The 14,596-nt window shown below is 52.4% G+C and carries 14 protein-coding genes; 4 read left to right on the forward strand and 10 right to left on the reverse strand.

Features of this window, described 5'->3' with window-relative positions; translation table 11 throughout:
• Positions 1 to 5: 5 nt before the first annotated feature.
• Positions 6 to 467, forward strand: a complete 462-nt coding sequence (locus tag FEK46_RS10125) for a YehR family lipoprotein (RefSeq protein WP_130207020.1) — start codon at positions 6 to 8, stop codon at positions 465 to 467.
• Between the two features lie 41 nt (positions 468 to 508).
• Here FEK46_RS10125 and FEK46_RS10130 read toward each other — a convergent pair whose 3' ends face one another.
• Genes FEK46_RS10130 through btsS form a run of 3 tightly spaced genes read right to left on the reverse strand, consistent with a single transcriptional unit; the run spans position 509 to position 3,427 of the window.
• Positions 509 to 979 (reverse strand): DUF1456 family protein, encoded by a 471-nt coding sequence (locus tag FEK46_RS10130; protein WP_130257535.1) that lies wholly within the window; start codon positions 977 to 979, stop codon positions 509 to 511.
• A gap of 46 nt (positions 980 to 1,025) precedes the next feature.
• Entirely contained in the window at positions 1,026 to 1,745 is a 720-nt protein-coding gene (gene btsR / locus FEK46_RS10135) for a two-component system response regulator BtsR (protein WP_130207024.1), read from the reverse strand.
• Complete coding sequence (gene btsS / locus FEK46_RS10140) at positions 1,742 to 3,427, reverse strand: two-component regulatory system sensor histidine kinase BtsS (protein WP_130207026.1); 1,686 nt, start codon at positions 3,425 to 3,427, stop codon at positions 1,742 to 1,744. The genes btsR and btsS overlap by 4 nt, the downstream gene beginning before the upstream one ends.
• Positions 3,428 to 3,648: 221 nt before the next feature.
• On the opposite strand from btsS, the gene mlrA reads away from it, so the two are divergent.
• Together mlrA and FEK46_RS10150 are read left to right on the forward strand one after the other, a co-directional pair.
• A complete protein-coding gene (mlrA, locus tag FEK46_RS10145) occupies positions 3,649 to 4,380 on the forward strand; it encodes an HTH-type transcriptional regulator MlrA (protein ID WP_130207028.1) in 732 nt (243 codons plus the stop codon).
• A gap of 59 nt (positions 4,381 to 4,439) precedes the next feature.
• Complete coding sequence (locus tag FEK46_RS10150; RefSeq protein ID WP_001216963.1) at positions 4,440 to 4,547, forward strand: protein YohO; 108 nt, start codon at positions 4,440 to 4,442, stop codon at positions 4,545 to 4,547.
• On the opposite strand, the gene yehW is transcribed toward FEK46_RS10150, so the two are convergent.
• The 5 genes from yehW to bglX all read right to left on the reverse strand — a co-directional run bounded on the left by yehW (position 4,528) and on the right by bglX (position 10,820).
• The gene (gene yehW, locus FEK46_RS10155) at positions 4,528 to 5,259 is read right to left on the reverse strand and encodes a glycine betaine ABC transporter permease YehW (protein ID WP_135559393.1); all 732 of its coding nucleotides are present in this window, start codon (positions 5,257 to 5,259) and stop codon (positions 4,528 to 4,530) included. The two genes, FEK46_RS10150 and yehW, sit on opposite strands and share 20 nt — an antisense overlap.
• A gap of 4 nt (positions 5,260 to 5,263) precedes the next feature.
• Positions 5,264 to 6,190 carry a glycine betaine ABC transporter ATP binding protein YehX gene (gene yehX / locus FEK46_RS10160; protein WP_135559392.1) on the reverse strand — a complete coding sequence of 309 codons (927 nt, stop codon included), beginning with the start codon at positions 6,188 to 6,190 and terminating at the stop codon, positions 5,264 to 5,266.
• Entirely contained in the window at positions 6,183 to 7,340 is a 1,158-nt protein-coding gene (gene yehY / locus FEK46_RS10165; protein WP_135559391.1) for a glycine betaine ABC transporter permease YehY, read from the reverse strand. Before yehY ends, yehX begins: the two co-directional genes overlap by 8 nt.
• Positions 7,341 to 7,346: 6 nt before the next feature.
• Positions 7,347 to 8,264, reverse strand: coding sequence for a glycine betaine ABC transporter substrate-binding protein OsmF (gene osmF, locus FEK46_RS10170; protein ID WP_130207036.1), 918 nt, complete (start codon positions 8,262 to 8,264; stop codon positions 7,347 to 7,349).
• A 258-nt stretch (positions 8,265 to 8,522) separates the two neighbouring features.
• Positions 8,523 to 10,820, reverse strand: coding sequence for a beta-glucosidase BglX (gene bglX, locus FEK46_RS10175; protein WP_135559390.1), 2,298 nt, complete (start codon positions 10,818 to 10,820; stop codon positions 8,523 to 8,525).
• 195 nt (positions 10,821 to 11,015) lie between these two features.
• On the opposite strand from bglX, the gene dld reads away from it, so the two are divergent.
• On the forward strand, positions 11,016 to 12,731 hold the full coding sequence (dld, locus tag FEK46_RS10180; RefSeq protein WP_135559389.1) for a D-lactate dehydrogenase: 1,716 nt from the start codon (positions 11,016 to 11,018) through the stop codon (positions 12,729 to 12,731).
• 100 nt (positions 12,732 to 12,831) lie between these two features.
• On the opposite strand, the gene pbpG is transcribed toward dld, so the two are convergent.
• Together pbpG and FEK46_RS10190 are read right to left on the reverse strand one after the other, a co-directional pair.
• Positions 12,832 to 13,764 carry a D-alanyl-D-alanine endopeptidase gene (gene pbpG / locus FEK46_RS10185; protein WP_130207042.1) on the reverse strand — a complete coding sequence of 311 codons (933 nt, stop codon included), beginning with the start codon at positions 13,762 to 13,764 and terminating at the stop codon, positions 12,832 to 12,834.
• Between the two features lie 173 nt (positions 13,765 to 13,937).
• Complete coding sequence (locus tag FEK46_RS10190; RefSeq protein ID WP_001295454.1) at positions 13,938 to 14,525, reverse strand: Yip1 family protein; 588 nt, start codon at positions 14,523 to 14,525, stop codon at positions 13,938 to 13,940.
• Positions 14,526 to 14,596 lie beyond the last annotated feature (71 nt).

The raw sequence follows: 14,596 nt of genomic DNA on the forward strand, positions 1-14,596 counted from the left end.
TTTACATGAAGGCTTTCAACAAGCTGTTTTCCCTCGTTGTTGCATCTGTTCTGGTTTTCTCTCTCGCAGGCTGCGGTGACAAAGAAGAATCTAAGAAATTTAGCGCTAACCTGAACGGTACTGAAATTGCCATTACTTATGTCTACAAAGGCGACAAAGTGATTAAGCAATCTTCAGAAACCAAAATTCAGTTTGCAACCATTGGTGCAACCACCAAAGAAGATGCAGCTAAGAAACTTGAGCCATTAAGCGCCAAATACAAAAACATTCCGGGCGTTGAAGAAAAATTAACCTATACCGATACTTACGCGCAGGAAAATGTAAATATCGATATGGAAAAAGTTGATCTGAAAGCCCTGCAGGGCATTTCCGGTATCAAGATGGGTGATGAAGATACCAGCAAAGGTGTCAGCATGAAGCAGATTGAACTGGTCATGGCTGCTGCTGGTTTTAAAGAAGTGAAATAATCTGTCGGCGGCCATGTTCTTGCATGGCCGCCATGCCCGTCTTAGCTTTTCTTCACATGCTGGCGCGCTGCCAGTCCACGCAGAAAATAACGCAAGAATTGATCGCCGCATTCGCGGAAGTTTTTATGATCCGGGGCACGCATCATTGCAGTAATTTCCGGCATGGAAACGCGGAACTGCTGTTCGGTCAGGATCGCCAGAATGTCATCGGTTTTAAGCGAAAACGCGATGCGTAATTTTTTCAGCACGATGTTGTTATTAATGCGACGTTCCGGCTCCAGTGCCGGAGCAGACTCATCCTTGCCGCGTTTTTCGTAAATCAAACCATTCAGGAATGAAGACAAAACAATGTCCGGACAACGCTGAAAACCCTCTTCGTCTTCTTTACGTAGCCAGACGGCGATCTGTTCCGCGGTGGCTTCAACATTAGCCAGCGCCAGGATACGCACCAGGTCATTATTGTTGGCTTTCAAAATGTAGCGCACGCTGCGCAGAATATCGTTACTTAGCATGAGGCCTTCGGGTGTAAATGAGGCAAAAAGCCATTTTAGCAGTCTTTTACAGGCCAATCGCCTCTTTTAAACTTTTCAGATAACGGCGGCTGACAGGGACGGTTAATCCATTACGCAAAATCAACTCAGCCTGACCGTTATCTTCCAGGCGAATCTCCTGTAAATGCGCGAGGTTAACCAGATACTGTCGATGGCAGCGCAGTAGCGGTGTGCGGCTCTCCAGCGTGCGCAAAGTTAATTCTGTGAAGCCCTCTTTCCCTTCCTGGCTGATAACGTAAACACCGCTCATTCGACTACTAACAAACGCCACGTCTTTCATTTGCAGCAAATAAATACGACTATGACCGGTACAAGGGATAAATTTCAGCGCCTGCTGATTTTCCGGTAACAGCGAAACATCCTGCTTGCTGCGCTCCTGTCGCAAACGCACCAGTGTTTTCTCCAGCCGCGCTTCATCAATCGGCTTCAATAGATAATCAAAGGCATGTTCTTCAAAGGCTTTTATAGCGTATTCGTCAAACGCGGTGAGAAAAACAATATACGGGCGATGTTCCGGGTCAAGCATGCCCACCATTTCCAGACCGCTGATACGCGGCATCTGGATATCGAGAAACAGCACATCCGGGCGCAGTTTATGCACCGCGCCGATCCCTTCTACGGCGTTTGAACATTCGCCGACAATTTCAATATCACTCTGCTCCTGCAGAAACACACGCAGGTTTTCCCGAGCTAACGGTTCATCATCAACAATTAAGACTTTAATCATGCCTCATCCCTCCATGGCAGTCGTAACGTTATTCGGGTGTAACTATCAGGCTCACAGGCGACGCTTATCCCATAGTCATCGCCAAACCGTTCACGTAAACGCTTATCCACCAGATTCATCCCCAGCCCGCTGGCATTGGTTGCCGGTTGATACAAACCGGCATTGTCTTCGATCTCCAGCATTAAATGTTGCCCCTCACGTCGGGCGCTAATTGCCACTCTCCCCGTATCCAGGAGTTGTGATGTCCCATGTTTAATGGCGTTTTCCACTATCGGTTGTAGGGTAAACGCGGGCAATTGCTGCTGAGATAACGCCTCCGGAATAGAAATGTTGACCTGCAACCGAGACTGGAAGCGCGCCTTTTCAATTTGCAGATAAGCATTCACATGTTCAATTTCGTCGGCGAGAGTAACAAACTCCGAGGGCCGCTTTAAGTTTTTGCGGAAAAAAGTGGAAAGATACTGCACCAGCTGACTGGCCTGTTCGCTGTCACGGCGGATCACGGCTTTGATGGTGTTAAGCGCATTAAACAAAAAATGGGGATTGACCTGGGCGTGAAGCAGTTTGATCTCTGACTGGGTGAGCATCGCTTTTTGCCGCTCATACTGCCCGGCGAGGATCTGCGCCGAAAGCAGTTGTGCAATCCCCTCCCCCAGCGTGCGGTTGATCGAGCTGAACAGCCGATTTTTAGCTTCATACAATTTGATGGTACCCATCACCCGCTGATTTTCACCACGCAGAGGGATCACCAGCGTTGAGCCTAACTTGCACTGCGGATGCAAAGAGCAACGGTAGGGCACTTCGTTGCCATCGGCGTAAACCACTTCTCCGGTTTCAATGGCTTTTAAGGTATAAGCCGAAGAAATCGGTTTGCCGGGTAAATGATGGTCGTCGCCAATACCAGTAAAAGCCAACAGTTTCTCGCGATCGGTAATCGCTACCGCGCCAATATCCAGCTCCTGATACAGCACCTGGGCCACCTTCATGCTGTTCACTTCGTTAAAGCCCTGGCGCAAAATGCCTTCCGTCGAGGCCGCAACTTTCAGCGCGGTAGCGGAAAAAGCCGAGGTGTATTTTTCAAACATCGCGCGCTTATCGAGCAAAATGCGCATAAACAGCGCCGCGCCCACGGTGTTGGTTACCATCATCGGCGCAGCGATATTACTCACCAGACGCACCGCATCTTCATAAGGCCGGGCAATCGCCAGGATGATCAGCATTTGCACCATTTCCGCGACGAACGTGACGGCACCAGCGGTAATGGGGTTAAAGACTTTATCGGTACGCCCGCGGCGGATCAGGATGCTATGTACCAGCCCGCCGAGCAATCCTTCGACGATCGTCGAGATCATGCAACTCAGCGCAGTCATGCCCCCCATCGAATATCGATGTAGACCGCCGGTCAGACCAACCAGTCCGCCCACTACCGGACCACCGAGTAAGCCGCCCATTACCGCGCCTATGGCCCGGGTATTGGCAATAGAGTCGTCGATGTGTAACCCGAACCAGGTGCCCATGATGCAGAAGATGGAAAAGACGATATAGCAGAGAAATTTGTGCGGCAGACGAACTGTGACCTGCATTAACGGTATGAATAATGGCGTTTTACTCATCAACCACGCAATAACCAGAAAAACGCACATCTGCTGAAGCAGCAGCAACACCAGATTAAAATCGTACATACCCGCAAACCACACGTCCCTTTAAAACGCGTAACATACATTGCTCGCGTTCAACTTTCTTTGAACTGTTGCAGAAAAATGAAAAATCGTGAGTACGATCACTCAAAACAACCTGGCAAAAACAAAATCATCCTAATCGAGATCAAAAAACGGCCAAAACTACCTGGTTCATAAAAGAACGTCTACAGTTATGCTGGGACCTCGCAAGCAAGGGTGGGACGATGGCGCTTTACACGATTGGTGAAGTGGCGTTGCTTTGTGATATCAACCCTGTCACGTTACGCGCGTGGCAGAGGCGTTATGGGCTGTTAAAACCGCAGCGCACAGACGGCGGTCATCGCCTGTTCAACGATGCCGATATCGACCGGATCCGGGAGATCAAACGCTGGATCGACAACGGTGTGCAGGTCAGCAAAGTTAAAATGCTACTCAGTAATGAGAATGTTGATGTGCAGAACGGCTGGCGCGATCAGCAAGAAACTCTGCTTAGTTACCTGCAAAGTGGCAACCTGCAAAGTCTGCGAATGTGGATCAAAGAGCGTGGTCAGGATTATCCCGCCCAGACGCTCACCACACATCTGTTCATTCCTCTGCGCCGACGGCTTCAGTGCCAACAACCGACTCTCCAGGCACTGCTGGCGATTCTGGACGGCGTACTGATCAACTACATCGCCATTTGCCTGGCTTCGGCACGTAAAAAACAGGGCAAAGATGCGCTGGTGGTTGGCTGGAATATTCAGGATACCACTCGTCTGTGGCTGGAGGGCTGGATTGCCAGTCAACAAGGATGGCGCATTGATGTCCTCGCCCACTCGCTCAATCAACTACGCCCTGAACTGTTCGAAGGCCGTACATTGCTGGTGTGGTGCGGTGAAAATCGAACCTCCGCCCAACAGCAGCAACTCACCAGTTGGCAGGAACAAGGGCATGATATTTTCTCACTCGGCATTTAATGATTCGTTAACAAATGCGCTTTACTGTACAATCCTTTCGTTAACATAAGGAGTGCATTATGCGCATAGCTAAAATTGGGGTTATCGCCCTGTTCCTGTTTATGGCGTTAGGCGGTATCGGTGGCGTAATGCTCGCAGGTTATACCTTTATTTTGCGTGCTGGCTAAGCGCCTGCACCAGCCGTTCAAACAGGCGGTCTACGATGATCGCCGCCAGTGCCACCAGTAACGCCCCCTGAATCACATAAGCGGTATTAAATCCGCTAAGCCCGATGATGATGGGCGTACCCAGCGTACTGGCCCCAACCGTTGAGGCAATGGTCGCCGTGCCAATGTTGATAATTACTGAAGTCCGCACGCCCGCCAGAATCACCGGCGCTGCCAGCGGTAACTCGACTTTGCGCAGTCGCTGACTACGGCTCATTCCCATGCCTTTGGCAACTTCGGTCACGCTGGCATCAATCGATCCCAACCCGGCAAGTGTCGCCTGCAAGATGGGGAGCACGCCGTAAAGGATCAGCGCGATAATCGCCGGTTGCTGGCCAAACCCAATCACCGGAATGGCAATCGCCAGCACCGCGACGGGCGGAAAAGTCTGCCCAACGGCGGCAATAGTTTCCACCATCGGGCGAAATTCCGCGCCCCACGGGCGAGTGACAGCAATTCCGGCACCAGTGCCAATGATCACCGCAAATAAACTCGAAATTCCCACCAACCAGAAATGAGCCAGTGCCAGAGCTGCAAAACTTTCTTGTTGATAAACGGGTCGTGGCAGTTGTGGGAACAAGGCAGCAAACAGCGGCTGGCTGTAAGGCAGCCAGAAGATCAGTGCCACAAACAGAGCAATGAGCCAGAACAGCGGATCGCGCAATATCTTCATTCGATTACGCCTCCACCAGCAGATCCTGAAAATGCAGCGTGCCGCAAGGCTGGCCCTGCGTGTTGACCACCGGCAGCACTTCGCATCCCCGCGCAACAAACAGGGAGAGCGCATCGCGTAGCGTCATCTCTTCTGCCAGCGCCTCACCTTCAGCCCGTTCTTCGCGGCGCACGTAATCTGCCACACTACGTAACGAAAGCAGGCGCACACCCAGTTCACTACGCCCAAAAAACTGGCGGACAAAATCGTTTGCCGGACGAGTCAGCATCGCCAGCGGATTGCCCTGCTGCACCACTTCACCGTGATCCATTAACACCAGATGTTCTGCCAGCCGTAGTGCTTCATCAATATCATGAGTGACCAGCACAATGGTGCGCCCCAGCAAACGGTGAATGCGCGTCATCTCTTGTTGCAACGCGCCGCGCGTTACCGGGTCCAGCGCGCCAAAGGGTTCATCCATCAGTAAGACTTGCGGATCGGCAGCCAACGCGCGCGCCACTCCCACACGTTGCTGCTGACCGCCGGAAAGCTGATGCGGATAACGCTCACGCAAATTCGGTTCCAGCCCCAGTAACACCATTAGTTCGTCGATACGATCGTCAATCCGCGCCCGCGACCATTTTTGTAATTGCGGCACGGTGGCGATGTTTTGCGCCACGCTCCAGTGGGGAAACAGGCCAATAGATTGAATGGCATAGCCCATCCGGCGGCGCAACTCCAGCACTGGCAGCGAACGAATTTCTTCTCCGGCAAAGCGGATCACTCCGCTGTCATGCTCCACCAGGCGGTTAATCATTTTCAGGGTGGTGGATTTACCGGAGCCAGATGTACCGATCAGCACCGAAAAACTCCCTTCCTGAAAATTGAGATTGAGATCGTTAACGGCTTTTTGTGCGCCGAACAGTTTGCTTACATGGCTAAATTCAATCATTACGTTTCACCTTCAGCAGTGCGATAAGCAAATCGAACAGCGCGTCGATCAGCACCGCCAGTACAATTACCGGGCTCACCCCCAGCAACACTAAATCAATGGCACTGCTTAACAGCCCCTGGAAAACCAACGCCCCAAAGCCACCCGCACCAATTAACGCCGCAATCACCGCCATACCGACGGTCTGCACCATCACCACCCGCAGGCTGCGCAGAAATACTGGCAGCGCCAGCGGTAACTGGACATGCAGGAAACGCTGCGCCCCGCTCATACCCATCGCTGTGGCGCTCTCCAGCACATCACGCGGGATCTGGTTCAAGCCGACTATCACGCCGCGCACCAGAGGCAGCAAAGCATAGAGCACCAGCGCTATCAGTGCGGGCGTCATGCCTGTTCCTGCCACACCAAGCGTACCCAGCAACGGAAAGGCAGTAACCAGCGCGGCAAGCGGCGCAATCAACAGGCCAAAAAGCGCCACCGAAGGCACGGTCTGAATGACATTGAGCAGAGAAAAAATCGCCCCCTGCCGCGCAGTGGAAAAGTAGCACCAGACGCCCAGCGGCACGCCAATCACTAACGCAGGCAGCACCGCACCAAACAGCAGGGTCAGATGTTGCGCCAGCGCGTCATCGAACACATCCTGACGGTTGGCGTATTCTTTCATTAGCGAGAGATCGTTAAGTGTACCGGAGAACAGTAACCAGAGCGGAATGATGGCAATCTGCATATGCAACAACCAGCGCCACAGCGGATGCGTGGAAATTCGGCGGATGGCATCGCTACAGGCCAGCAATGCCAGCGCCGCAGCCAGCCAGAAACCACTGCCGAGGCTGGTTCGCGCCAGCGCACTGCCATTTTGCGCCAGTTGTGTCGCCGCCTTTCCAGCTCCCCACACCAGCAATACGAAGACGAATTGCGCCAGAATGAGTGCAAAAATGCTGCCTTTTCTACCGGGAATAAAACAGGCAGTCAGCCAGGCGCAACCAACGCCCACCAGCATCCAGATCGTTTGTGGCCACAGTTGCCAGAGATAACGTCCCTCACCAGAGACTAACCTGTTAGGTGCATAGCTGATAAACGGCAGCGCCGCTGCGATTGCCGTCAGCAACAGCAGCAGCGCCAGAACAGGATTAATACGTAGATAAGACACGGGAAATTACTTCGTCCACCCTTTTTGTTTCAGATAGTCGGCAGCCACTTTTTTGGCATCCAGTCCTTCAACGGCAATGCTGGCATTCAGTTTTTGTAACGTTTTTTCATCGAGGCTGGCGAAGACTGGCTGTAGCCACTGTGCCATTTGCGGATACTCTTTCAACACCGACTCACGCACCACTGGCGCAGGCGCGTAGATAGGTTGCACGCCTTGCGGATCGCTTAAGGTTTGCAGCCCCAGCGCCGCGACCGGGCCGTCAGTGCCGTAAGCCATTGCGGCATTAACGCCAGAGGTTTGCTGGGCAGCGGCTTTGATCGTCACCGCCGTGTCGCCACCGGCCAGTGACAGCAACTGATCCTGATCGAGTTTAAAGCCATAGGCTTTTTCAAAAGCGGGTAACGCATCGGCGCGTTCGATAAACTCTGCCGAGGCTGCCAGTTTGAAGGTGCCGCCCTCTTTCAGATAACGGCTCAGGTCGGCAAGCGAAGTGAGTTTGTTTTTCTCTGCCACATCCTGGCGCACGGCGATGGTCCAGGTGTTATTCGCAGGCGCGGGCGTCAGCCAGATTAACTTGTTTTGCTCCGCATCGAGCTTTTTGACTTTCTCGTAGCCCTGCCCGGCATTTTTCCACGCTGCATCGTTTTCATCTTTAAAGAAGAAAGCACCATTGCCGGTATATTCCGGATAGATATCCAGTTCGCCGGAAGTAATTGCCCCGCGCACCACGGGTGTCGTTCCCAACTGGACTTTATTCACCGTCGGTACGCCGTGGCTTTCGAGTACCTGCAAGATGATGTTGCCGAGTAGTGCGCCTTCAGTATCGATTTTCGAACCGACTTTAACGGGGGAAGCCGCCTGTAGCGGCAGGCTCACAGCTGCCAACATAACCAGTGAACCCGCCCAGAGCTTTGAGAGTGGCATGATGCTTTCCTCATTCTTTTACTGTTGTTTTCAGCGAATTAAGAGAAAAGCATAGTTGATAATGGCGGGGTTAGCCTGAGCGGAAGGATTCAGTTGCAGAATCAGATAAATACTTAAAGGGCATATCTTGCCCGGTGTATCTTGCCGGATGCGGCGCTACAAAGGGTGAAAATTAAACAAGTTGCAAACACACCCTGTAGGCCTGATAAGCGCAGCGCATCAGGCAAAGGGCGCAAATTTCGCGCCCTTACTAAAGCATTACAGCAACTCAAACTCGCCTTTCTTAACGCGTGCGGAATCAGTGCCGATAAAGACATTGAACTTACCAGGCTCGGCATCATACTTCATCTGCTGATTCCAGAACTTCAGCGCCTCAATATCGATTGGGAAGCTGACGGTCTGAGTTTCGCCCGGTTTCAGGGTGATTTTCTCAAAACCTTTCAGCTGCTTCACCGGACGACTCATGGAAGCCGTCACATCCTGCAGGTACATCTGAATCACCGTTGCCCCTTCGCGTTTTCCGGTGTTCGTCACCTGCACGCTGGCGGTCACTTTACCGTCACGCTTCATGGTCGGCGCAGAAAGTTTCACATCAGAGACGGTAAAAGTGGTGTAGCTCAGACCATAGCCGAACGGATAAAGCGCCCCGTTAGCTTCGTCAAAATAGCGCGAAGTGTATTTGTTCGGCTTGTCGGCATTATACGGACGACCGGTATTCAGATGGCTGTAGTAAACCGGGATCTGCCCGACAGAACGCGGGAAGGACATCGGCAGCTTACCGGACGGGTTGTAATCACCAAACAACACATCGGCAATCGCATTACCCCCTTCCGTACCCGCAAACCAGGTTTCCAGAATCGCGTCGGCCTGCTGATCTTCTTTCACCAACGCCAGCGGGCGACCGTTCATCAGCACCAGCACCAGCGGTTTTCCGGTGGCTTTCAGCGCCGCAATCAAATCGCGCTGGCTTTGCGGAATAGTGATATCGGTCCGGCTGGAGGCTTCGTGCGCCATCCCCTGGGCTTCACCGACCACAGCCACCACCACATCAGATTGTTTCGCCGTCTGCACCGCTTCATCAATCATCTCTTGGGCAGAACGAGGATCGACTTTGACTGCTTCTTCATACTGATTCAGGAAATCGATAATACCTTTGTCACTGGTGACGTTCGCCCCTTTGGCATACAGCACCTTGCCGTTTTCCCCGACGGCATTTTTAATCCCGGTCAGTACAGTCACGGATTGATCGGCAACACCAGCTGCGGACCAGCTGCCCATCACGTCACGTTTGCTGTCCGCCAGTGGACCAACCACCGCAATGGTTGCCGACTTTTTCAGCGGCAGAGTTTCAAGGCGGTTTTTCAGCAACACCAGGCTTTCGCGCGCTACTTCACGTGCTTCTTTGCGGTGCAGGCGGCTTTCGGCATTGGTATCAACCGGGTCAGACTCTTTCGGACCAAGATGGCTGTATGGGTCGTTAAATAACCCCATATCATATTTAACGTTCAGTACATGGCGGGCAGCGTCGTCCAGCTCTTCCATCGTCACTTTGCCGGACTTGATCAACCCAGGCAGATACTTCGAGTAATACTCGTCACTCATGCTCATGTTGATCCCGGACTTAAGCGCCACGCGCACCGCATCTTCCGGGTCTGCCGCCGTGCCATGTTTAATCAGCTCTTTGATTGCACCGTGATCGGAAACCGTGATGCCTTTAAAGCCCCACTGGTCGCGCAGAACATCTTTCAGCAGCCAGGAATCAGAAGTTGCAGGCGTGCCGTTGAGTGAGTTCAGCGCCACCATCACCGCGCCGCTGCCTGCGTCCAGCCCCGCTTTGTACGGCGGCATATAGTCATTAAACAGGCGCTGCGGGCTCATATCGACGGTGTTGTACTCTTTACCGCCTTCAACCGCACCGTAAGCAGCAAAGTGTTTGACGCTGGTCATCACCGAGTAGCGATCTGCCGGGCTTTTACCCTGCATCGCTTCAACCATGGTTTTACCCATAATTGAGGTGAGATAGGTATCTTCACCAAAACCTTCGGAAGCGCGACCCCAGCGAGGATCGCGCGAGACATCGACCATCGGCGCCCAGGTCATGTTCAGGCCATCGTCCGCCGCTTCATAAGCTGAAACGCGCCCGACGGTTTTCACTGCGTCGAGGTTAAAAGAGGACGCCAGACCGAGGCTAATCGGGAAAACTGTGCGCTGACCGTGCAGCACGTCGTAGGCAAAGAAGAGAGGAATTTTCAGGCGGCTCAGTTCCATCACTTGATCCTGCATGGCGCGGATATCCTGACGGGTTACGGTATTAAAAATCGCTCCAACCTGCCCGTCTTTGATCATCTCGCGGATCGCCTCTTTCGGGTTATCCGGACCAACGCTGATTAAACGCAGCTGACCAATTTTCTCATCGACCGTCATTTTCTTGAGCAGCTCGGTGACGAACGCATCCCGCGCTTCGGGCGTTAATGGATGGTTGCCGAATAAATCATCCGCCAGTGCTGGCTGTAGGGCCAGACTCACCGCGATACCTACTGAACATAGCCATTTCATGTGGATTATTCTTCCTCTGTTGCCCGACGTGGCAGCGAAAATGGTGCAAAAGCGGTAGTTTGCCATAACCCTGATAGAGAGAGAAAAAGAAAGCTCAGTTTATTGTCTGAATTTTCAAAATATTCACTCGCTGAATTGTCATACAAGGCGCTATTCTAGTTTGTGATGTTTTTTCGCCACCACAAGGAGTGGAAAATGTCTTCCATGACAACAACTGATAATAAAACCTTTTTGAATGAACTTGCCCGTCTGGTCGGTTCTTCATACCTGCTCACCGATCCCGCAAAAACGGCCCGCTATCGCAAGGGCTTCCGCTCCGGTCAGGGTGACGCGCTGGCCGTTGTTCTTCCAGGCTCGCTACTGGAATTGTGGCGAGTACTGAAAGCCTGCGTCACCGCCGACAAAATTATTCTGATGCAGGCCGCCAATACGGGTCTGACCGAAGGCTCGACACCAAATGGTAACGATTATGATCGCGATATCGTGATCATCAGCACCCTGCGCCTCGACAAGCTGCATGTTCTCGGTAAGGGCGAACAGGTGCTGGCGTATCCTGGCACTACGCTCTATTCGCTGGAAAAAGCCCTCAAACCATTAGGCCGTGAACCGCACTCGGTGATTGGTTCGTCGTGTATAGGCGCATCGGTCATCGGCGGTATCTGTAACAACTCCGGCGGCTCACTAGTGCAGCGTGGTCCGGCGTATACCGAAATGTCGTTGTTTGCACGCATTGATGAAAACGGCAAACTGACGCTGGTCAACCATCTGGGGATTGATCTGGGCGAAACGCCGGAGCAGATCCTCAGCAGGCTGGATGACGATCGCATCAAAGAGGATGATGTGCACCACGATGGTCGCCACGCCCACGATTATGACTATGTTCATCGCGTGCGTGATATCGAAGCCGACACACCTGCACGTTATAACGCCGATCCGGATCGCCTGTTTGAATCCTCCGGTTGCGCCGGAAAACTGGCCGTCTTCGCCGTGCGTCTCGACACCTTTGAAGCGGAAAAAAATCAGCAGGTGTTTTATATCGGCACCAACCAGCCGGACGTGCTGACCGAAATCCGCCGCCATATTCTGGCTAATTTCGAAAATCTGCCGGTTGCCGGGGAATACATGCACCGGGATATCTACGATATCGCGGAAAAATACGGCAAAGACACCTTCCTGATGATCGACAAACTAGGCACCGACAAGATGCCGTTATTCTTTAACATCAAGGGACGTACCGATGCGATGCTGGAGAAGGTGAAGTTCTTCCGCCCACACTTTACCGATCTCGCAATGCAGAAATTCAGTCATTTGTTCCCCAGTCATTTGCCACCGCGCATGAAAAGCTGGCGCGATAAATATGAACATCATCTGCTGTTAAAAATGGCGGGGGATGGCGTGGGCGAAGCAAAATCCTGGCTGGTAGATTTTTTCAAACAGGCCGAAGGCGATTTCTTTGTCTGTACGCCGGAAGAAGGCAGTAAAGCGTTTTTACACCGTTTCGCGGCGGCAGGCGCAGCGATACGTTATCAGGCCGTGCATTCCGATGAAGTCGAAGACATTCTGGCGCTGGATATTGCTCTGCGGCGTAATGACACCGAGTGGTATGAACATCTGCCGCCGGAAATCGACAGCCAGCTGGTGCATAAGCTCTATTACGGGCATTTTATGTGCTACGTCTTCCACCAGGATTACATCGTTAAGAAAGGCGTGGATGTGCATGCGCTGAAGGAACAGATGCTGGAATTGTTACGCCAGCGCGGCGCGCAATATCCTGCCGAGCATAACGTCGGTCATTTGTATAAAGCACCGGAGACGCTGCAAAAGTTTTATCGTGAAAACGATCCAACTAACAGTATGAATCCGGGGATCGGTAAAACCAGTAAGCGGAAAAACTGGCAAGAAGTGGAGTAAATACGGCTGGATGCCTGATGCGCAAGCATCGCATCAGGCACTGCACAATCGAATGCCGGATGCGGCGTGAACGCCTTCTCCGGCCTACGGGCAAGCAAACTTAATCGTTCTGTGCCGTCTGCCCTGCCGCCGCCATCTGGGCGGCTTTTTGTTTTTTATAACTCAACGCCGCAGCCGGAACGGGCATCACTTTGCCGGTTTCAATCCATGTTCGCAGGCGGCTGGCATCGGCAAAATGGGTATATTTGCCAAACGCATCCATCACCACCAGCGCCACTGGTTTATTATTGAAAACCGTGCGCATCACCAGGCAATGCCCTGCGGCATTGGTAAAGCCCGTTTTGGTTAGCTGGATATTCCAGTTATCGCGATACACCAGATGGTTAGTATTGCGGAATGGCAGCGTATACGACGGATTAGAGAAGGTCGCCATATCTTCACGGGTGGTACTTAACTGACCGATCAACGGATATTGTTTGGTAGCAATCAACAATTTGGTCAGATCACGGGCAGTCGAAACGTTATGCACTGATAGCCCGGTCGGTTCAACGAAGCGCGTGTTATTCATCCCGAGAGCTTTTGCTTTCGCATTCATTGCTTTAATAAATGCGTTATAACCGCCAGGATAATGATGTGCCAGGCTCGCCGCCGCGCGGTTTTCCGAAGACATCAACGCCAGCAGCAGCATATCTTTACGGCTGATTTCACTGTTCAGTCGTACGCGCGAATAGACCCCTTTCATCTCCGGCGTCTGGCTGATGTCTACTTTTAGTTTCTCATCCAGCGGCAGTCGTGCATCCAGCACAACCATCGCAGTCATTAATTTGGTGATTGAGGCAATCGGACGCACCAGATCCGGGTGGTTCGAATAGATCACTTTGTTGGTATTAAGATCAACAATCATCGCGCTACCGGAAGCAATTTCCGGCTGCGAAGCAGTGGTAGCGGCTGCCGTTTTCGCAGCGGCCTGCGGTGCAAAAGGCACAGCCAGCATCAGGGCCAGGCTAAATAAAGAAACTCGAAATTTCGGCATGATGAGCATTCAAATAGTGGTTCACGCGCACGGGTTGCGCACCGCCGGAGTAAGGATTTACTGAGGCTAGCGAAGCCATCATAACGAGCAAAAAGTGCGGTCGTCAAAGGAGAATCGTGAGGAAATGCTGCATTGCTGACATTTACGCCAGCAATGCAACGCAAAAGAACTTTCTAGAACAGACGATAACCGTACCCCCAAAGTATGACGGTAAGGGCGAGCAGGACTTCCAGTACCAGCACACCAATCGCCAGTGTCGAACTGGAGAAGCTAAGACCTTCCTCTTTGTTGATATTCAGGAAGCTTGGAATACCGAGATAAAGCAGATACCCCGTGTAAAACAGCGCCACCGTGCCAACCAGAGCACACAGCCAGACCAGCGGGTAAAGCGCTACCAGACCGCTTAGAAACAGCGGCGTCGCGACGTATCCCGCGAAGACCATACAGTGCGCAAGCGACGGGCGCTGTGGGTAATTGCGCGCCATCCACCAAATGACCCGCCCCATCACCGCGACCCCAGCCAGCATCACGCCATAAAACAAGACAGCCAACGCCAGTCCGGTAAACCAGGATAACTTCAGGATAGTGCCATCGCCAAAATTCCAGCCGATTTGCGTGGTGCCAATGAAGGCGCAAATCACCGGAATCGCCGCCATCAGCAAAACGTGGTGGGTGTAGTGGTGAGAAATCGTTTCGTTTTCACGATTAATTACCTGCATTTCACGATCGGGATGGGAAAACAGTCCCCAGACATGGCTCATACTGCCCCCTTGTTGTGAGTTCATGAACCTGACAGTTCAAGTATAAGTCAGCTTGTGATTATTTTTTGCGC

It is taken from the genome of Escherichia sp. E4736 (assembly GCF_005781225.1).
Taxonomy (GTDB): domain Bacteria; phylum Pseudomonadota; class Gammaproteobacteria; order Enterobacterales; family Enterobacteriaceae; genus Escherichia.

What these genes read in the sequence shown, in the direction of transcription:
- btsS (WP_130207026.1), bottom strand. Translation starts at nt 3,427, where the DNA reads ATGTACGATTTTAATCTGGTGTTGCTGCTGCTTCAGCAGATGTGCGTT.
- mlrA (WP_130207028.1), top strand. Translation starts at nt 3,649, where the DNA reads ATGGCGCTTTACACGATTGGTGAAGTGGCGTTGCTTTGTGATATCAAC.
- dld (WP_135559389.1), top strand. Translation starts at nt 11,016, where the DNA reads ATGTCTTCCATGACAACAACTGATAATAAAACCTTTTTGAATGAACTT.
- FEK46_RS10190 (WP_001295454.1), bottom strand. Translation starts at nt 14,525, where the DNA reads ATGAGCCATGTCTGGGGACTGTTTTCCCATCCCGATCGTGAAATGCAG.
- pbpG (WP_130207042.1), bottom strand. Translation starts at nt 13,764, where the DNA reads ATGCCGAAATTTCGAGTTTCTTTATTTAGCCTGGCCCTGATGCTGGCT.
- btsR (WP_130207024.1), bottom strand. Translation starts at nt 1,745, where the DNA reads ATGATTAAAGTCTTAATTGTTGATGATGAACCGTTAGCTCGGGAAAAC.
- yehW (WP_135559393.1), bottom strand. Translation starts at nt 5,259, where the DNA reads ATGAAGATATTGCGCGATCCGCTGTTCTGGCTCATTGCTCTGTTTGTG.
- bglX (WP_135559390.1), bottom strand. Translation starts at nt 10,820, where the DNA reads ATGAAATGGCTATGTTCAGTAGGTATCGCGGTGAGTCTGGCCCTACAG.
- osmF (WP_130207036.1), bottom strand. Translation starts at nt 8,264, where the DNA reads ATGCCACTCTCAAAGCTCTGGGCGGGTTCACTGGTTATGTTGGCAGCT.
- FEK46_RS10150 (WP_001216963.1), top strand. Translation starts at nt 4,440, where the DNA reads ATGCGCATAGCTAAAATTGGGGTTATCGCCCTGTTCCTGTTTATGGCG.
- FEK46_RS10125 (WP_130207020.1), top strand. Translation starts at nt 6, where the DNA reads ATGAAGGCTTTCAACAAGCTGTTTTCCCTCGTTGTTGCATCTGTTCTG.
- yehX (WP_135559392.1), bottom strand. Translation starts at nt 6,190, where the DNA reads ATGATTGAATTTAGCCATGTAAGCAAACTGTTCGGCGCACAAAAAGCC.
- FEK46_RS10130 (WP_130257535.1), bottom strand. Translation starts at nt 979, where the DNA reads ATGCTAAGTAACGATATTCTGCGCAGCGTGCGCTACATTTTGAAAGCC.